Origin of the sequence: Mesotoga sp. (assembly GCF_035363035.1) — a bacterium.
Lineage (GTDB): Bacteria > Thermotogota > Thermotogae > Petrotogales > Kosmotogaceae > Mesotoga.
This window is the reverse complement of sequence record NZ_DAOSEH010000002.1, coordinates 29,899-47,199: the sequence shown is the minus strand read 5'-3', so window position 1 is coordinate 47,199 and position 17,301 is coordinate 29,899. Positions and strand designations below refer to the sequence as shown.

The 17,301-nt window shown below is 49.1% G+C and carries 16 protein-coding genes; 4 read left to right on the top strand and 12 right to left on the bottom strand.

Annotation, left to right across the window (positions count from 1 at the left end; translation table 11 throughout):
* Positions 1-36: 36 nt before the first annotated feature.
* From xylB to PKX57_RS00620, 10 genes are all read right to left on the bottom strand, one after another.
* Positions 37-1,551, bottom strand: a complete 1,515-nt coding sequence (gene xylB / locus PKX57_RS00665) for a xylulokinase (protein WP_213921638.1) — start codon at positions 1,549-1,551, stop codon at positions 37-39.
* Positions 1,548-2,480 carry a PfkB family carbohydrate kinase gene (locus PKX57_RS00660; RefSeq protein ID WP_213921639.1) on the bottom strand — a complete coding sequence of 311 codons (933 nt, stop codon included), beginning with the start codon at positions 2,478-2,480 and terminating at the stop codon, positions 1,548-1,550. The genes xylB and PKX57_RS00660 overlap by 4 nt, the downstream gene beginning before the upstream one ends.
* 30 nt (positions 2,481-2,510) lie before the next feature.
* Positions 2,511-2,912, bottom strand: coding sequence for a VOC family protein (locus PKX57_RS00655; RefSeq protein WP_213921640.1), 402 nt, complete (start codon positions 2,910-2,912; stop codon positions 2,511-2,513).
* A gap of 6 nt (positions 2,913-2,918) precedes the next feature.
* A complete protein-coding gene (locus PKX57_RS00650; RefSeq protein ID WP_213921641.1) occupies positions 2,919-3,911 on the bottom strand; it encodes an ABC transporter permease subunit in 993 nt (330 codons plus the stop codon).
* A 1-nt stretch (position 3,912) separates the two neighbouring features.
* Positions 3,913-5,436 carry an ATP-binding cassette domain-containing protein gene (locus PKX57_RS00645; protein WP_213921642.1) on the bottom strand — a complete coding sequence of 508 codons (1,524 nt, stop codon included), beginning with the start codon at positions 5,434-5,436 and terminating at the stop codon, positions 3,913-3,915.
* 14 nt (positions 5,437-5,450) lie between these two features.
* On the bottom strand, positions 5,451-6,146 hold the full coding sequence (gene deoC / locus PKX57_RS00640) for a deoxyribose-phosphate aldolase (protein WP_213921643.1): 696 nt from the start codon (positions 6,144-6,146) through the stop codon (positions 5,451-5,453).
* 87 nt (positions 6,147-6,233) lie between these two features.
* Entirely contained in the window at positions 6,234-7,202 is a 969-nt protein-coding gene (locus tag PKX57_RS00635) for a substrate-binding domain-containing protein (protein WP_213921644.1), read from the bottom strand.
* A gap of 311 nt (positions 7,203-7,513) precedes the next feature.
* Positions 7,514-8,623 (bottom strand): N-acetylglucosamine-6-phosphate deacetylase, encoded by a 1,110-nt coding sequence (gene nagA, locus PKX57_RS00630; RefSeq protein ID WP_213921645.1) that lies wholly within the window; start codon positions 8,621-8,623, stop codon positions 7,514-7,516.
* Between the two features lie 24 nt (positions 8,624-8,647).
* On the bottom strand, positions 8,648-9,712 hold the full coding sequence (locus PKX57_RS00625; RefSeq protein ID WP_472414745.1) for an SIS domain-containing protein: 1,065 nt from the start codon (positions 9,710-9,712) through the stop codon (positions 8,648-8,650).
* A 25-nt stretch (positions 9,713-9,737) separates the two neighbouring features.
* Entirely contained in the window at positions 9,738-10,757 is a 1,020-nt protein-coding gene (locus tag PKX57_RS00620; RefSeq protein WP_472413905.1) for a LacI family DNA-binding transcriptional regulator, read from the bottom strand.
* 283 nt (positions 10,758-11,040) lie between these two features.
* Here PKX57_RS00620 and deoC (PKX57_RS00615) point away from each other — a divergent pair, with 283 nt between their 5' ends.
* The 3 genes from deoC (PKX57_RS00615) to PKX57_RS00605 are packed head-to-tail and all read left to right on the top strand — an operon-like array spanning position 11,041 to position 13,979.
* Positions 11,041-11,742, top strand: a complete 702-nt coding sequence (deoC, locus tag PKX57_RS00615) for a deoxyribose-phosphate aldolase (RefSeq protein WP_213922240.1) — start codon at positions 11,041-11,043, stop codon at positions 11,740-11,742.
* A gap of 31 nt (positions 11,743-11,773) precedes the next feature.
* Positions 11,774-12,436: a transaldolase family protein gene (locus PKX57_RS00610; protein ID WP_213922239.1), complete on the top strand. Its 663-nt coding sequence runs from the start codon at positions 11,774-11,776 to the stop codon at positions 12,434-12,436.
* 16 nt (positions 12,437-12,452) lie between these two features.
* Positions 12,453-13,979 carry an FGGY family carbohydrate kinase gene (locus tag PKX57_RS00605; protein WP_213922238.1) on the top strand — a complete coding sequence of 509 codons (1,527 nt, stop codon included), beginning with the start codon at positions 12,453-12,455 and terminating at the stop codon, positions 13,977-13,979.
* Positions 13,980-14,075: 96 nt separating this feature from the next.
* Here PKX57_RS00605 and PKX57_RS00600 read toward each other — a convergent pair whose 3' ends face one another.
* Both PKX57_RS00600 and PKX57_RS00595 read right to left on the bottom strand, forming a co-directional pair.
* On the bottom strand, positions 14,076-15,908 hold the full coding sequence (locus PKX57_RS00600; protein WP_472414744.1) for a diguanylate cyclase domain-containing protein: 1,833 nt from the start codon (positions 15,906-15,908) through the stop codon (positions 14,076-14,078).
* A gap of 185 nt (positions 15,909-16,093) precedes the next feature.
* Positions 16,094-16,465, bottom strand: a complete 372-nt coding sequence (locus PKX57_RS00595) for a hypothetical protein (protein ID WP_213922237.1) — start codon at positions 16,463-16,465, stop codon at positions 16,094-16,096.
* A 209-nt stretch (positions 16,466-16,674) separates the two neighbouring features.
* Here PKX57_RS00595 and PKX57_RS00590 point away from each other — a divergent pair, with 209 nt between their 5' ends.
* Complete coding sequence (locus PKX57_RS00590) at positions 16,675-17,301, top strand: NAD(P)H-binding protein (RefSeq protein WP_213922236.1); 627 nt, start codon at positions 16,675-16,677, stop codon at positions 17,299-17,301.

Genomic DNA, 17,301 nt, shown 5'->3' with positions numbered 1-17,301 from the left:
CTTCAAGAGATGAAGATCCGATATATCAAACTTGAATCACATCTCCGCAAGGTCCTCATAGACTTCGAGAAGAGACATGTATGCTTTATCGAACACTTCAAAGAGCCTCAGATATTTCTCGTGAACTTCCATTCTCGGCGAGATGAACTGCACATCCTTGACGAAAGTGGATGCTTCTTTCAGCGTCATTTCTCCAGTGCCGACGGCTCCTATGATCGCTGCACCCATTGAAGTTGCTTCTTCCAAATACTCCGGGATAGTAACTGTTTTACCAAAGATATCGGCGACGATCTGTTTCCAGTTCCGTCCTTTGGCTCCACCGCCTATCAACCTTATTTTATCAAACTTTCCGTCCTTTTCCAGTATATCCAGGATTATCTTCAGGTTGAAAGTAACCCCTTCCATGACGGCCCTCAGCATATCGGGTTTCCTGTGTGTTGAAGAAAGCCCTATGAAGGCTCCCCTGGCGTTTATGTTCCAGCGAGGGCTACGTTCGCCGAGGAGGTATGGCAAAAAGATCAGGTTTCCGGCTCCCGGTTTAGTACCGTCCACCAGATCGTCCATCAAAGTGAAGGCGCTGAGGCCGAGAGACCTTCCCTTCTCTTCTTCGAGCCTGCAGAGAGCGTCCTTGGCCCAGTGGTAAGATGCACCTCCGGCCTGCATTGTGCCGCAGGGACAGTAGTATCCCTCTATCGGGTAGGCGAAATTGAAGGTTCTCGACTTCTCGTCGAAAACCGGTTCTCTTGAGCAAGTGCTTATCCAGCTCGAGGAGCCGAGATAGAGATAGGCCTCGTCGGGACTTACAACACCGGCCCCCAGACAGGCGCAGGCTCCGTCGCCGCCACCCCTTATAACCAGCGTCTTTTCGGAGAGCCCCAGTTCCCTCGCCACGACGGGCAAAACCGTAGATACTACAGAGGTCGAGGGGAAGACTTCGGGAAGCTTCTCAAGGTCAAGTCCCAGCGTGTCTGCAAGTCGTTCCGACCATTTCCAGTTCTTTATATCGAACAGCAGGGTCATCGAAGCGTCCGTCGGATCGGTACCGAACTCGCCGGTGAATCTGGAGATAATGTAGTCCTTGGCCTGGAGAAACTTATGTGCCCTCCTGTACGTTTCCGGTTCGTTGTCTCTGATCCAGGCGATCTTCGGACCGGAATAAGTCGGTGTGATTCGTGAGCCGGTCAATCTGTACACAGTATCGTTGCCCAACTTTTCCAACCTGGCGGCCTGTTCTACACTGCGTTGATCGGCCCAGATTATTGCCCTTCTCAGGGTTTTTCCGTTCCGATCGACGGGAATAGCTCCCATCATCTGGCCGCTGAAGCTGACCGCTTTGATCTCCTGCGTATCGACACCGGCTTTCGATAAAAGCTCCGATGTCGTTATCTTTACTGACTCCCACCACTCCTCGGGGTCCTGTTCAACCTGGTTGGGTCCGGGATAAAAAGTCCTGTAAGAGGAAAAAGCGCTTGCCTGAAGCTTTCCGTCTATACTGTACAGCGTCGCCTTGTTACCGGTAGTACCTAAATCGTAGGCGATAACGTAATTCATATGGAAGCACCTCCCTTGATTTCACTCAGGAGTGCTTCTATTTCCTCTTTTTCCGGCATGGAGGGCGAAGTGCCGAACCTGGTAGTCGAAATGGCCGCGCCGACTCTTGCGTAATCTATCGCCCCGGCTATAGATATACCCCTGGACATGTAAGAGGCGAAGATACCGGCAAAAGCGTCGCCGGCGCCCGTGGTGTCGATGGTTGCAACCTTGCATGCCGGGATCAGATCATCGCTGACAGAAGGGCAGTAAACACCTTTTCCCCCGAGTGTCAACACCACCGTCTCCACATGCTTCCCCAGTTCCCGGGCGATATCTTTTATCGAATCGAGCCCATCCAGAGGGATGTCGGTCATCAAACTGGCCTCGATTTCGTTGGGCATGATTACATCTACGTATTTTAGAATCGCGTGGTCGAATTCCTTAACCGGCGCAGGGTTTAACAATACTTTCGCGCCCGAGCCTTTGGCGATCTTTATAGCTTCGTAGGTAGCTTCAAGATTAGCCTCGAACTGTGTTAAAAAGACATCACAGCTTTCGAATATCTCTTTCCGTTCCCTCACATCCTCAACGCTCAGTTCGTTGCAGGCTTCGGGAGCGACTGCGATGGCGTTGTTTCCGTTGTTCCGGTCCACTATGATCAGAGCGACTCCGGTGCCGGATTCGACAGACTCGAGGAGATTATCTCTGGATATATCGAATCTATCGAAGGCTTCCCTGACGAAGGGAGCGAAAAGATCTCTTCCTATTTTCGTCATGAACTGTACCTGGGAACCGGACTTTCTAGCCGCCACGGCCTGATTGAAGCCTTTACCGCCCGGACCCATCTTGAAAGGGCCGGAGAAGACTGTCTCTCCAACCACCGGAATGTGTGGAGAGAGTGTGGTCAGATCCATTACGTAGCTTCCAAAAACGGTAACTCTGTTCATACAAATCCTCCAGACTATCCAGGATACGGATTATCTTTTCATTATCTGCGCGATCTCCAGAAGTTCTCCGCCGGGGCCTTTGAAAGTGTTGTAACATACCCTCCCGTTGAAGACCGGTATCGGTTCTTCCGATTCGAGCTCAATTCCCTTTTCCTTAAGGTAGGTCATCGCCGTGTCTATGTTGTTGACAAGAAAAGAGAGGTGCTGAAAATGCGACTGATTCTCTGGAGCGAACTGTCTGTCTTTACTGTCTTCGTAACACATCAGCTCGATCTCGCAACCTTCTCCAGCAACGAAAGCCACTTCCAGCTTCTTTTCCGGCAGCTTTTCACGGTTGATCAGACTCAGGCTGAGCAGTCCTGTGTAGAATTCGATTGCCTTGTCTAGATCTGGAACTTCGATGGCAACATGAAAGAATTTGCTTATCTTCATCATCAATCACGCCCTCTTGAAGAGTTTTTTCAGGCCCTCTCCCTTCTTCCTGCTCTTTATGAATTGATCGAAGAAGACGGCCAGAATGATTATCGCACCTATTATGATCTGCATTATGAACGGATCGACACCGAGCAGGTTTCCGCCGTTCCTTATAGTCTGGATGATGAGTGCGCCGAGAGCCGTTCCGAGTATCGTGCCGACGCCCCCGCTAAGGCTGGCTCCACCGATAACGACCGAGGCTATGGCGTCGAGCTCGTAGCCCTGTCCTCCCGTTGGCACCCCGGCGGCCATTCTAGTCCCGAGCATCAATCCCGCGACGCCGCTGAAAAGGGCGGCTACAATGTAAAATGCGTACATGTTGAATCTGATATTGATACCGGAAAGTCTCGCAGCCTCCTCGTTGCTGCCGATCGCGTAAAGGTTGCGGCCAAACTTGGTGTATTTTAGGACGAATATCATGACTAAAGCCAGTATTATCCAGGTCCAGGCGAGAGCTGGGATACCCAGGAATTCATCTACTGCGAACTGTCTGTATTCTGTCGGGACTCCCGTAACCATCCTGCCGCTGGAGACGTACATTACGATACCCCTGACCAGCGTCATCATTCCCAGTGTCGCAATGAAAGCCGGGACTTTACCATCATGAATGGCAACCGCATTGATCAGACCCACCAGCGCGCCCACGGCAAGGGCTATGATTATTCCCCAGAAAGAGGAAAGTTTGAAGTCTCCTCTGGTAGAGGTCATGATGGCGTAAATCATTCCCGACAGGCCAACGATAGAGCCCACCGACAGATCTATGCCGCCGGTTATGATGATCAAAGTCATTCCAATGGCCACAACTCCGTTTATAGAGGACTGCCTTATCAAGTTGGTGATATTGGCCCACGAGGAGAAGTTTCCCTTTGTTGCGATGGCCAGAAAGACCCACATCACAACGAGAATAATCAACAGGTTTCTTTCCGCAAATGCTTTTCTTTCCCTCTTCCCAGCCATTTCAAACTGCCTCCTTTATCTTTTCCTTCGAAACTAGATTCTTCATCGCGAGCGTTAAGAGATACTCTTCCGAAAAGTCCTTCTTCTGAACCTCGGCGGCCATCTTTCCGTTGGAGATAACATATATCCTGTCGGATACTCCCATGAGCTCGGGAAGGTACGAGGAAATCAGAATTATCCCTTTGCCGCTGTTCAATATATCTCCAAAGAGGCGGTAGATTTCCGACTTGGTTCCCACGTCAATACCGACAGTCGGCTCGTCGAATATCAGTACGTCGGGATTTTTGCAGAGCCATCTGGCGATGATAACTTTCTGCTGGTTCCCACCGCTCAGCTGGGAGATGGGCTGATAGATACTGCCGATCTTTATCGAAAGCTTTTCGACATAATCTCTGGTCTGGGCATGCGCTTTGCCGTAATTTATTATACCGGCACGCATGGCTTTGTCGAAGTTTATGATATTCAGATTGAAGTCGATATCCTGTTGAAGGAATATACCCTGCTTCCTCCGGTCCTCGGGCAGATAGCCTATTCCGTTGTCTAAGGCGTCTTTCGGTTTCTTGATTGCGGCCTCGCTACCTTTGACCACTATCTTGCCCTCAACGAAATGGTCGACTCCAAAAATCGCCCTGGCGATTTCGGTTCTTCCAGCCCCGACCAGCCCGAACAGTCCGACCACCTCTCCGGATTTTACGCTGAAAGAGATATTCTCGAACCTGTTTCCCGAGAGGTTTTCAACTCTCAACAACTCCTGCCCGGTTTCGGTAGCCGTTTTATGGTACATTTCCTCTATAGATCTTCCGACCATGAGAGGAATCAGTCTGTCCACGTTTCCAAGTTCTTCGGTTGTGTAAGTACCGACCGTCGCTCCATCCTTGAGTACGGAGACGGTTTCACAGACTTCGAAAACCTCTTCCAGGTTGTGCGAGATGTATATGATAGCTGTTCCACGCTTCTTCAGATCCTCGATTATTTTGAAGAGTATCTTCGTCTCGCTCCTGGTGAGAACGGCCGTAGGTTCGTCGAAAATGACCAGTTTCGGTTTCTGCCAGAGAGCCTTGCAGATGGCTACCATCTCGCTCTCTGCGATACTGAGTTCCTTTATGTTTTTGTGGACATTGATTTCCAGACCAATTTCATCTAGAAACTCCTCGGACTCTCTGTACATCTTCTTCCAGTTAATGAAAGGACCTATTCTAGGCTGGTGGCCGAGAAAGAAGTTCTCTGCGACTGTGAGGTCGGGTGTAACCATGACATCCTGATAAACCGCGTAGATCCCGAGGCCTTTGGAAATGAGCGGAGAGTTTCTACCGATATCGTTTCCTTCAAAAAGCATCGATCCGGAGTCTTTGGTGTAAGCGCCCGTAATTATCTTTATAAGAGTTGACTTACCGGCTCCGTTTTCTCCGACAAGACCCCTTACTTCCCCGCTCTTTACCGACATGCTTACGTTATCGAGCGCCTTCACAGCGGGGAACGTCTTGTAGATGTTCTCAAGCTCTAAAACGGTTCTTGCTTCTGGCATGTGATCGCTCTCCTTTAGGTTCCGTATTTCTTCCGGTACTCTTTCAGTATAGAAACACTGGCACTCGATCCAAAAACCGTCGCGCCAAGCTCCATGAACTTCTCAACCTGCTCGAGAGTTCTCACTCCACCGGATACCTTTATCTCTTTTTTTCCGGACACAACGGAGTTGATCAATTCTACATCTCGATAGGATGTCGCCCTCGGGCCGAAGCCGGTGCCGGTCTTCACGAAATCTATCGTTGGCACATCTGCCAGCAGTTCACAAACCTTAACTATCTCCTCTTCGGTCAGTCTGCTCGTCTCTATGATAAACTTGCAGATTCTGTTTTCCTTCTTGACAGGTTCAGACAGTACCACGAACTCTCTCTTGAGATAGTCCCAGTTGCAGGACTTGACGGCGGAGACATTGATCACTATATCGAAATCGGTCACCGTCTCGCCAAGAGAAAGATAGTACTTAATCTCTCTCATCTTCATCTCTGTCGGAACCATGCCGAAGGGAAAGCCTCCGGGACCTACGTTTATGCCGACCTCCGTGCCTTTAACTTTCTCGATTACCAGCGAGGGAATCGCGTACCATGGGACAACCACGTTTCTGAAATTATATGAAACAGTCTCATCGACGAAACTCACTATTTCCTCCCAGGTTGACTCGGGTTTCAATAACGTGTTGTCGAATCGTCTGTTGAAAGAAATATCTTTCTTCATACACTACCTCCGGAATTGTGTGACCAAAAATTCTGAAAATGGGCAGCTTGCGCTGCCCATTCAGTCCTTGCTAGAACCGTGAATTTATCAATATTTCTTTCTCGAGAACGGGTCTAGGATCATCATCGAATCTTCGAGAATATCCTTGGTTATTACATAAACTCCGGTGTCGAGATAGGCTGGAAGCGGTTCACCGTTTATCGCCATGAATGCGAACATAACTCCCTTGTATCCCATACCGTGGGGGTCCTGAACGATGAGGGCCTTAAGGGCGCCGCTATCGAGTGCTTCGATTTCCAGAGGATCGGAGTCGTAAGCGACTGCCATTATCTTGTTTTCAAGACCGCGCTGTTCGATGACTCTCGCGACACCGATACCGGTGTGGTTGTTGTCGGCGAAGAAACCTACCAGATCGGAATGGGCTATGAGAAGGTCTTCAGCGGCATTCGCGGAACGAGATATATCGTTGTTGGTGTAAATAGTCGGCAGAACCTGGAGATCTGGTGCGATTTCCTTCAACCTGTTGGTGAAACCGGCGTCTCTATCGGTCAGAACCTGAACACCGGCCATAGCGCTGATGAGTCCTACCTTGCCCTTGAGGGCGGTACCGTTGGCCTTGAGTGCCTCGACCAGTTTGTCAGCCGCGTGTGCGCCGCCAACCGCGTTGTTGGTCGCAAGGAAGGAGTTGTAACCTGTGTCGTAAACGAAATTGTCGATAAGGACGATCTTTATGCCCTGCTTATAGGCGGCATCCAGGATCAGGGACGGAGCTTCGGAACTGGTGGAAGAGATGACTATCGCATCGGGTTTCGTGTTGACTACGTTCTCGAGTATAGAAACCTGAAGATCGATATCGGCTTCCGATGGGGGTCCGTAGACGGTTACTTTCGCGAGTCCCTGGAGGTCGTGTTCGGCGTTCTTACCTCCAACTATCGTGTACTGCCAGAAATCCGAATCGGTTGCCTTGACTATGAAGGCAATGTTGTAAACTGCAAAACCTAAGGTGGCTCCGAGAAGAATCGAGGCCATAGCAAGTAGTACGAGTACTTTACGCATTAGCAAAACCCTCCTTCTAGTGTAGTTCTGTACATACGTATGTACCAATGTACGTACAAACATGCTTGATTATATCAGAACGCTGTAGCCGGTACAAATTTAGAAGTTGTATAAAAAGAAAGGAAGAAGAAGATATTTGACAATAAACCCGAATAAACGAACATAATCACTCTTCAATCTTAATAATCAACAAATTTACTTGGGATTTACGAAAGTCTATAAACACTACACGAAAAAAATATCCTTCTACACGGTTTCTGGATATTGTCTGTTGTGAGAAAACAAAAAGCGGAAGTCTCTAGACTTCCGCTTCAAGCTTTGAATGCTGTCTTTCCGTTCAACACGGTCTCTACAACTTTCAGATTTCTGTCGAGCAAGACCAGGTTGGCGAGATATCCTCCCGCGATTCTGCCCCGGTCCTCTATGCCCAACAACCGGAGAGAGTTGTAGGAAGAGACGCGTGCGAGATCCTTCAGAGTGCAGCCGGTGAAGCTTTTGAAATTCTGTACCGCCTGATTGAACATCAAGACCGTTGCGGCTATCGTTCCATCTTCGAGCGTGGGTCTGCCGTTTTTCAGGATCACTTTCAAGCCGCCCAGTTCATACTCGCCGTCGGGCATTCCGGCCGCGTCTATTGTATCGGTGACTATCATGATCCTTTCCGGACCTTTGATGTCGTAGACCATCTTCACGAACTCGGGGAGGGAGTGTACCCCGTCGATTATCATTTCCACGGAGAAAGGCATCGAAAAGACCGCTCCGATACACCCGAGTTCCCTGTGATGAAGCGTATTCATACCGTTTGGAAAGTGTGTAACTCTCGTACAACCAGCTTCAAAGGCTCGCTTCATATCTTCGTAGGATGCATCGGTGTGGCCCAGAGAGATCGGTATCCCTCGATCGGTTATCAACTTCGAGGCCTCGATAAAGCCTTCCAACTCGGGAGCCATGGTGATCAATCTTACCGTTTCTATCAGTGTGGACTCAATCTCGCCTAGGTCGATCTTCCTTATCAGGGAAGGGTTCTGGGCACCTTTCCTCTTGACGCTTATGTATGGACCTTCGTAGTGAATACCCCCGACAGATGTTGAGCCGTTGTTTTCGAGGTACTCTCTGACAACTTTTGCGGAGGAGAGTATTGCTCCGGGAGTCGAAGACATGGTTGTCGGCAGGAAGTAAGTGACACCCTGAGAATAGAGAAAGCTCTCCCATTTTTTGAGTCCCCTTAGATCCATAGAAAGCGCATCTACACCGGCCGAGCCGTGTGTGTGAGGATCGGCGAATCCCGGCATCAGTATATATTCGAAATCGACGTTCTTTATACTTCTCTTTACCCCGGAGATCACTCCTCTGGTAGTCTCTACGCTTCCAACGAACTCTCCATCTATCGGATCAACAACCAGGACATTTTCAAAAATCATAGGCTCTCTCCTCCCATCAGCGTATCATGGCCAGGTAATCTGACTTCCAGTGGACATCTTTCCCCTTCCCATGAGAACTCTCTCGTCTAGATCGAAGATACCTCTGTAATAAGCCGAATAGACGGCGAACCACTGAAGTGGAACCATCAAGAGGAACGGGGCGAAGAGTGGATCGAAATCTCCGTAATCCTTCGCATCGAACCTCATTATCTCGCTACCGTTGGACTGGGCTATTTTTATAACGCGTTCGCTCATATCTCTAGATTCATCTGTCCCTACGAGGAAGAGAAGCAGCGGCTTGTGACCGTCGAGCATTTCGGCCGGACCGTGTCTGAACTCGGAGGTTTCCATGAAAGATGCGTTCACTCTCATGTTTTCCATGAAGACTGTGAGTCCGAACTTGTAACCGATCGCGTAGGCCGAAGCGCTGGAAAGAACGTAGAAGAGATCGTAATCTCTGTACTTGCTTGCAAGTCTCGCGGCTCTGTTTTCCTCTTCCTTGTAGATCTTTCCGAGAAGACGCGGCATAGTCTGAAGCTGCTCGAACAGTTTCGATACGTCCCTTCCCTGCAATCTCGCTATTTCGAGAGCGAATACGAACGCTCCGGCGAGGGGGAGAATGAACAGGGCGTTCGAGTTGTATACAATTGCCTCATCGGCCTCTCTGGCCAGAATACTATCGGGCTTGCTTGTGAAAGAAATGGTGGTGGCTCCCTTTTCGTTGGCGAACCGCAACGCCGCAGCCGTGTCTTCGGTGTTTCCGGAGAATGAGGCCAGAATAACCAGCGAGTCTTCGCCCAGTCTTGCAGGATTGGTCCAGATGAAGTCGTAGCTTTTGTAATAAGCCGAGGGAAGATCGGTCATTTTGTTGAGTATGTAGTCTCCCGAGTAAAGGTTGCACCAGGAGTTGCCGCTACCGACCCAGTAGATCTGCTTGAAATCTTTTTCCAGAGTCATGGATGCCAATTTTTTGATTCTATCCGTATGTTCCTCTAGAAACTCCGTCAGGTCCTTTTCTAGAGAAGGAGAGGTAAAGAGAACACTCTTCTTTGCTTTTTCCAGGAAATTATCCAAAGTCAATCTGAACACCTCCGTTTATATATGGAAATCTATCCTAGTTTTGAAGTTTGGCACAGGATTCGCGAACTATAAGTTTTGTAGGCAGTCTGGTGATCCCCTTCACGCTTCTCTGGTCTCGAAGAGCCGTCAAAACACTTCTGGCCGCAAGGCTTCCCATCTCTACAGTGTTCTGGGCGACAGCAGTTATCGGAGGTTTGGTAAGTTCGAACCAGACAATGTCGTCGAAACTTATCACGGAGAGATCGCGGGGAATCGAGAGTCCCATATCCTTGGCTGCCAGAAGTAGTCCCGCGGCCATGTAGTTGTTAGAGGCTATTACTGCCGTTAGGTCTTTGTTCTGGCTCAGAAGGGCCACTCCGCTCTTGTACGCTCCATCTACCCTGAAGCCTCCGAGTTTGATCCAGCACTCTCTCTCACGGATGTTGTTTTCCCTTAGTGCCTTCCGATAACCCGAGAGCCTATCGTAGTTTGTACTTATATCGAGATTGTCGGAAAGAAAACCGATATTGCGGTGACCCAGACCGACAAGGTACTCAGTCGCGACCTGACCGCCACCTACGTCTTCACTAACGATCATATCGAGATCCAGTCCGTCTATCACCCTGTCTATGAGAACTACTGGAATCTTCGACTTGACCAACTCATGAAGATGGCCGCTGTTGCTCCTCGAAACCGGGGCCAGTATCAGTCCATCAACCTGTTTCTGGAAAAATTTATCTATCGAAGTCTTTTCGACTTCCAGTTTCTCGTCGGTGCTTGATACGATAAGGCTGTATCCTTCTGGTACGATCACATCGCTTATGGCTCTGGCGATGGTAGAAAAGAAGGGGTTCTGTATATCGCCGACTATCAGGCCGATATTCTTCGTTTCACCCGTTACCATGCTCTTTGCGATGTAATTCGGTTTGTAATTCAACTTTTTGGCTACTTCAAGAACCTTGTCTCTCGCTTTTTTGCTGGAATGTCCGTACCCTCCGAGCACACGTGCCACCGTGGCTCTGGATAGACCGGTCTCTCTTGCAATATCGTCGAGTGTCGCACTCACGGGTATCATCCTCCCTCCTTTCACCGATATACCACATCTCAATTTTGAAGAGCTGTGATACTAGTAATGATATCGGTATCAATGTATCGGAGATATTCTATCTTATTTTCGCATGGTGTGTCAAGTATCAAATATCTACAATAATGCCTGTATAGAAAGAGAATATAGACATTTAAAACAAAAAAGGTTATAATAAATTAGAAAGCCATATTGATACCGCTCTCAATATTTCACGAAAATTGGAACCTTGTGTTGAATGGCTTTCCCTGTATTTCACATTGTGGAGGTAGCCGTGGAGAAGATAACCGGTTTTTCCAAAAGATTCGACAGCACGTTACTCAAAGCCAACGCCACCTACGAGGAAGTTGATAGATTCATCGACGAGAGCGTGGCCTGTGATTTCCGGGCGGTTGTGGTTCCCTGGTATCTAATGGACAGAGTGATCGCGAAGGTTTCGGGAACGACCGTTGCCGCAGCATGTGGATCGGGCTTTCCGCTCGGGTACGATACGACCGATGTAAAGGAATATATGATAAAGAAATCGCTGGAGCTTGGGCCGTCGATGACCGATATAGATATCACGGCCAACATTTCGGCCATCAAATCGGGTGACTGGGGGTATTTCAGGAGGGAGATAGAGCATCTCTCAAGCCTTCTTCGAAATAAAACTTGCAAAGTGATCATAGAAGTCTCCTATCTGACGACGGCCGAGATCGAGAAGGCCTGTTCCATACTGGTCGAAATACCCGGAGTAGATTATGTGAAGACCGGAACGGGATACGGTTCAAGGGCCACAGCGATCGAAGATGTCGAAACTATACACAGAATTGTCAGGGGCTTACTGGGGATAAAGGTTTCCGGAGGTGTCAAAAACCTCTCGCATGTAGAGAATTTCATTCGCGCCGGAGCCGATATTTTCGGTTCCAGCAACGCCATAGGCATCTATAGAGAGTTCTTGGAGAAATATCCCGGCTACAACGATCTGCCTTTATAGATCAAGTCATTCGCAAAGGAGGTGCGTTTTTATGAAGCTTTTTATCGATGATGGCAACACCGAAGCGATCGCAGGGCTTTTCGAACTCGGCATCTTTTCGGGAATCAGTACGAACCCGAGCATCCTCAAAAAGAGCGATAGAAGGCCTTTAGAGGTTGTCAAAGAAATGCTGGATAGATTCGCAGGAGCGCTCTTCGTTCAGTGTGCCTCTTCGGAATACGAAGACACAATAAAAGAGGGCGTCGAGATCTTCAAACTCGCCCCCGAAAGAATTAAGTTGAAAATACCCTTCTCCAGAACAGGTATAAAGGCACTTGGAGAGTTCGGAAAGTTGAAGATCCCGGTGACGATCACGGGAATCTTCTCGGTGCCCCAGGTCTTGATGGCCGCCGAGGCAGGAGCCGATTACGTGGCTCCTTACGCCAGTCGCATGGAGAATTTGGGTATAGATCTTTCTGTTGTCGAGAGTATGCAGAGAGTGATAACCAACGGGGCTTACTCTACCAAATTGATCGCGGCCAGTTTCAAGACATTGACGCAGATTTCAAAGATGGCAGAACTACCGATTTACGGTATCTCTCTTCCTGTTGCCATGTACGGAGAGTTCTTCGCTCACAGCGGCACTCTTAAAGCGATAGACAATTTCGATGCCGACTGGCAATCAATAGAAGATAGAAAATGGGTTTCCATATAACCCGCCGGGAGAATGTATGAAGTATTTACTGGCTCACGATCTTGGTACAACCGGAGACAAAGCGACGCTTTTCAATGAAAAGGGAATACTCGTCTGCTCTTCCTTCGAGGGATACGATACCCATTACCCGGCTCCTGGAATGGTCGAGCAGAACGCCGAAGACTGGTGGAAGGCTTTCTGCAAAAGCACAGCGAATATCGTTAAGAAGGCTTCGATCGACTCCCCGGATGTGGTCGCCCTCAGCATAAGCGGCCAGATGCAGGCCGCGGTTCCCGTAGACAGCTCTGGAAGAGTGTTGAGACGCGCGATGATATGGGCAGATTCTAGAAGCTCCAGACAGGTCCAAAAGCTGCTTGCTTTGATTGATGAAGGAGAGATCTACAGGATAACAGGTTCGAGAGTTTCACCGACTTACCAGGGGTACAAGATCGCCTGGCTCAAGGAGAACGAGCCGGACCTTTACGAAAAGGCTAGCAAGTTTCTCCAGGCCAAGGATTTTATAAACATGCGTCTCACCGGAGAGATGGTCACCGACTACTCTGACGCCGTGATGACGAACCTCTTCGATATAAATAGGCTCGAGTGGTCCAAGCGACTGATCGACCTCAATGGAATAGATCAGTCAAAGCTTCCACAGACACTCCCGTCGGTTCACGATCTGGGAAAGATAAGGCCAGAAATAGCCTCCGAACTCGGGCTCTCGAAGAACTGCAGGGTGATACTCGGCGCCGGCGACGGTTGCACCGCCGCGGTGGGAGCCGGTGCGGTTGGAATCGGCGACACTTATCTCTACCTCGGCTCTTCTTCGTGGATATCCACCATAACGGACAGTCCTCTCATAGATGGGAAAATGCGAGTCTTCACCGGTGCGCACGCCGTGAAGGGTTTCTATTTTCCATCCGGCACGATGCAGGCGGCCGGTACTTCTTACAGCTGGATAAAAGATATAGCATACAGTCTTGAAAGCGATAATCTCAAAGAAAAAGGCGGGGATATCTTCAAGTACCTGGACGGTCTCCTGCGGCAATTCAATCATCACGGCGAGGAGATCATCTACCTCCCTTATCTCCACGGAGAGAGGAGTCCTATATGGGATTCCAGCGCAAGGGGCGTTTTTGTGGGACTCTCAGCTTCCCACAACAGACTGGATCTCGTTCGCTCGGTGATCGAGGGCGTCTCGATGAATCTAAAATGGATACTGGACACCATCGAAGAGTCGATACCGATAGGAAATATCCGTGTCATAGGCGGTGGTGTCAGAAGCGAGAGCTGGAAGAGGATACTCTCTAACATTCTAGGAAAAGTACTGGTAGTTCCACGAAACGTTGAAGAAGCGACATCGATGGGTGCCGCGATAATTGCCGGAGTAGGTTCCGGCCTTTTCGATTTCTCCGCCGCTCGCAATTTCGTAGTAGATGTCGAGCAAATCGAGCCGGCGAGAGACGAGCACGAGCAATATCTGAGACTGTACGATCTCTTCAAAGAGACCTATTTTTCGCTCAGGGAGACCTTTGAGAGGCTTGCAGGAATCAGAAGGGGCTAGCGCTCACTAAACGGGAGTTGTACCACACCAGAGGCCCGGCCCTGTAGATCGTCGAAGTAGTCAGCCGATCCGTGGTTGCCGGGTCTTTCTTTTTCTTCATTTCATGGTTTTGCCGGCTTTTTTCATTAGTCCTTTCTGGTTGTACATCTCGAATTCGGCTTCTTCGATCAAATCGGCGATATTCTGCTCTTCGGAGATCTTCGTGGAAACACCGAAAGAAACGCTCACGGTTACGGGGAAGTCTCTTATGGCAACCAGGTTGCTCTCGATGCGGAAGATGATTTCCCTGGCATGCTGCTCCGAAGTTCTGAAAAGTAAAACTACGAACTCGTCTCCACCCCAGCGCACAACAAGATCTTCCTGTCTGCATGAGCTTTTTATCGTTCCAGCAACGGCCTTGAGATACTCGTCGCCGTAAGAGTGGCCGTAACTATCGTTTATGATCTTCAAACCGTTCACATCGCCGAATATCAGCGATATTGGCAGGTTTCTAGAGGTGTCCATCCGCAAAACCTCTTCGTCGAAAAATGTGCGGTTGTAAAGCCCCGTCAGCGAATCGTGGAAGGCCAGGAAGCTTATCTCTTTCGTTTTGCGTATGATGCCGATCGCACCGACCGCGTGATAGATGAGCAACTCCGCCAGTTCCACATCTTCCCTACTGAAGGCGGCCAGTTCCAGAGAAACTGTCTGGAAGACGCCGAATGAGCCCATGGGGATGCTGAGCAGAGACCTGATCTTACTGCTGGAGGGGAGCGCGTAATCGACTGAGGTGATATCGTCGACGAGTATAGTCTCTCCCGTCTTCAAGGTTCTACCGGCGATTCCTTCGTATTTTGGCACATCCGAGTTGATCTCTATAGTATCGGAGTATCTTTTGGCCACCAGGAAATCACCTTCGACGATGTCGAGACTGTAATAATCGTATTTAAGGATTTCTCTTGCGGCCTTCACCACCAGATCGTAAACCTCTTCTTCATCGCTGCACTTTTCCATCTGAAGCGTAACTTCGTGCAAGGCGCGTATCTTGTTCTGGAGACCGTCGTACTCGGCGATTCTACTGGTCAGTTCTTCGGTTCTCTTATCAACGCGCTTCTTTAGAGCCGAATTCCATATCGACAGCACAAATAGAGCAATTAACACAAGCACGATGAGGACCGAACCCCAGAATACGATATTTTGAACGTTGCTTTCAAACCAGTCGAGCGTGCCGAACCATTTTTTATAGATTTCCCTGTACTCGCCGCTGTCCCTTATGAAGAGAAGCCCCTTGTTGAGTAGGCCGAGGAGCTCCTGGTCGTCTTTCGAAACGGCGAAACAGTAGTCTCTCTCGAAGACGGTGTTTTCGAAAACAACCAGGTTTTTCAGGTTGTTCTGTTTGGCAAGATAAAGCCCCTGATACTTGCCGAAAAATCCGAAATCGCCCTTGCCTGAGGAAAGCATTTTCAATCCGTCGAGCGGCATTTCGACGGTGATGATTTTGCCAGTGATTGAGTTTTCCAGAAGGTAGTCGTGCATAACGCCGTTCTTTTGAACGATTATCTCTTTATCGTGCAGCTCCTCGATCGAGTTTATCGGGGTGTTTTTCCTGTGAAAGATACTCATGTAAAGATAATTGTGGGGGATCGAAAAGGAGTACAGCTTCTCGCGTTCGGCCGTTACCGCCATGCCCAGCAAACCGTCTAGCTGGCCGGACTTCATCTTCTCGACTATGTAGTTCCATTCACCGAGCTCTATTTCTAAATCCATTCCCAGAACTCTGGCAACCGCTCTCATAATATCGACGTTGAAACCCGTTAAGTCGCCGTTTTCGTCGATATACTCGTATGGAGGGTAATCTCCGTCGCCACCGAAGACGAGTACACTTGCCTTTAAAGAAACGCAGGCGAACATAAATACTATCGTTATAATGATTGAAAGATTTGATTTCATCATTTACCCCCGGTAGTATTATCTTAGCATATCTTACGTACCTTGACAAAAACGGCTCTAGTGTGACGAAGAAATACCGAATCACCGACATGCCAGTTAATTCTATCTTCATATGGGAGATGTTTGTGTGGGGCGATAAAAAGAAAGAGCCCCCTAAGGGACTCTCTGCACATTCAATGGCGGGATTACTTTCTGCCGAACGCGTTACCTTTACCCAAACCTTTTCTGGTACCCAGAAGATCGCATATTCCGTCGCCGTTCTCATCAACGAAATTCTCCTGGCCAGCCAGTCCGGTTCCTCTATTTGCACCTCTGTTGCCTTTGAAACCGGCGTTCATTCTTCCGACAGCCCATCTCTTGCCCGTTCCATCCTGCGGCTGAGGTCTCACTGCGTATGAGTCACAGATTCCATCGCCGTTCTCATCAACGAAGGCTTCGCATCTACCCGGGCCGGCCTGAGCCTGCTTAATGCCCTGGGCTCTGAATCCCAATCCCGCCGCCGTTGCAATTGCTCCTGCCATAAGCACAACTATCGTGATAATCAGTATCTTTTTCATCTTTCACACCTCCCAGTGAATTTTCTTACGTATCAAGTCTATGATCGAATCCTTAGAGTTTTCTTAGAGCTCCGGGCAAATAATCGCGGTTTTTCGAAATTGTCAGCGCAAAACTGTCCGTTCAGGCTGTATTGTACGATAACGGTTATTTGGATTTTTCGAGTTGAGTCTATAATATATAAGTGTAGGAATGAAAGGGGGTAACAGCCTTGAAGATAATAGTGTTTGGTGGAACCGGCAGAGTTGGGAGGGTGATCCTGGACAGAGCTCTCAGCGATAATCACGTTGTGACGATATTTGTTGGAAACATCTCCAAGCTCACAGTGAGGAGAGAAAATCTGAAAATACATGCGGGAGACGTTTTTAACAGCCAGGCCGTGAGGGATGCGATTAGGGGGCAGGACGCCATAATAAGCGCACTCGGTCCCGATAACTCCGGAAGCGTGAACGATACTCTGGCGGTGGCGATGAAGAACATAATTAACGGCGCCAGAGAATCGGGAGTCTCCAAGTTAGTCGCTATAGCCAACGCCGGTATTCTTCAACTATCGCCGCGAGAGCTAAGACTGGACTCGCCCAACTATCCTCAGTACCTGAAAAAAACATCGCGGGAGTATCTGGATGCTTTCGAAATACTCAAAACTTCCGAACTGGACTGGACGGTTGTGTGTCCTCCCTTTATGTCGTTTGCCGAGGGTAATCAGAGTTACCGGGTCGCGGCCGATTTTCTTCCGGAAAGCGGCGAGCGCATTTCGGTTCAGGATGTGGCGGAATTTGCCTATAACCTGTTGTTCACTTCGGAATATTCACAGAAGAGAGTTGGCATAGCTTATTAG

What these genes read in the sequence shown, in the direction of transcription:
- xylB (WP_213921638.1), bottom strand. Translation starts at nt 1,551, where the DNA reads ATGAATTACGTTATCGCCTACGATTTAGGTACTACCGGTAACAAGGCG.
- PKX57_RS00660 (WP_213921639.1), bottom strand. Translation starts at nt 2,480, where the DNA reads ATGAACAGAGTTACCGTTTTTGGAAGCTACGTAATGGATCTGACCACA.
- PKX57_RS00655 (WP_213921640.1), bottom strand. Translation starts at nt 2,912, where the DNA reads ATGAAGATAAGCAAATTCTTTCATGTTGCCATCGAAGTTCCAGATCTA.
- PKX57_RS00650 (WP_213921641.1), bottom strand. Translation starts at nt 3,911, where the DNA reads ATGGCTGGGAAGAGGGAAAGAAAAGCATTTGCGGAAAGAAACCTGTTG.
- PKX57_RS00645 (WP_213921642.1), bottom strand. Translation starts at nt 5,436, where the DNA reads ATGCCAGAAGCAAGAACCGTTTTAGAGCTTGAGAACATCTACAAGACG.
- deoC (WP_213921643.1), bottom strand. Translation starts at nt 6,146, where the DNA reads ATGAAGAAAGATATTTCTTTCAACAGACGATTCGACAACACGTTATTG.
- PKX57_RS00635 (WP_213921644.1), bottom strand. Translation starts at nt 7,202, where the DNA reads ATGCGTAAAGTACTCGTACTACTTGCTATGGCCTCGATTCTTCTCGGA.
- nagA (WP_213921645.1), bottom strand. Translation starts at nt 8,623, where the DNA reads ATGATTTTTGAAAATGTCCTGGTTGTTGATCCGATAGATGGAGAGTTC.
- PKX57_RS00620 (WP_472413905.1), bottom strand. Translation starts at nt 10,757, where the DNA reads ATGATACCCGTGAGTGCGACACTCGACGATATTGCAAGAGAGACCGGT.
- PKX57_RS00610 (WP_213922239.1), top strand. Translation starts at nt 11,774, where the DNA reads ATGAAGCTTTTTATCGATGATGGCAACACCGAAGCGATCGCAGGGCTT.
- PKX57_RS00605 (WP_213922238.1), top strand. Translation starts at nt 12,453, where the DNA reads ATGAAGTATTTACTGGCTCACGATCTTGGTACAACCGGAGACAAAGCG.
- PKX57_RS00600 (WP_472414744.1), bottom strand. Translation starts at nt 15,908, where the DNA reads ATGAAATCAAATCTTTCAATCATTATAACGATAGTATTTATGTTCGCC.
- PKX57_RS00595 (WP_213922237.1), bottom strand. Translation starts at nt 16,465, where the DNA reads ATGAAAAAGATACTGATTATCACGATAGTTGTGCTTATGGCAGGAGCA.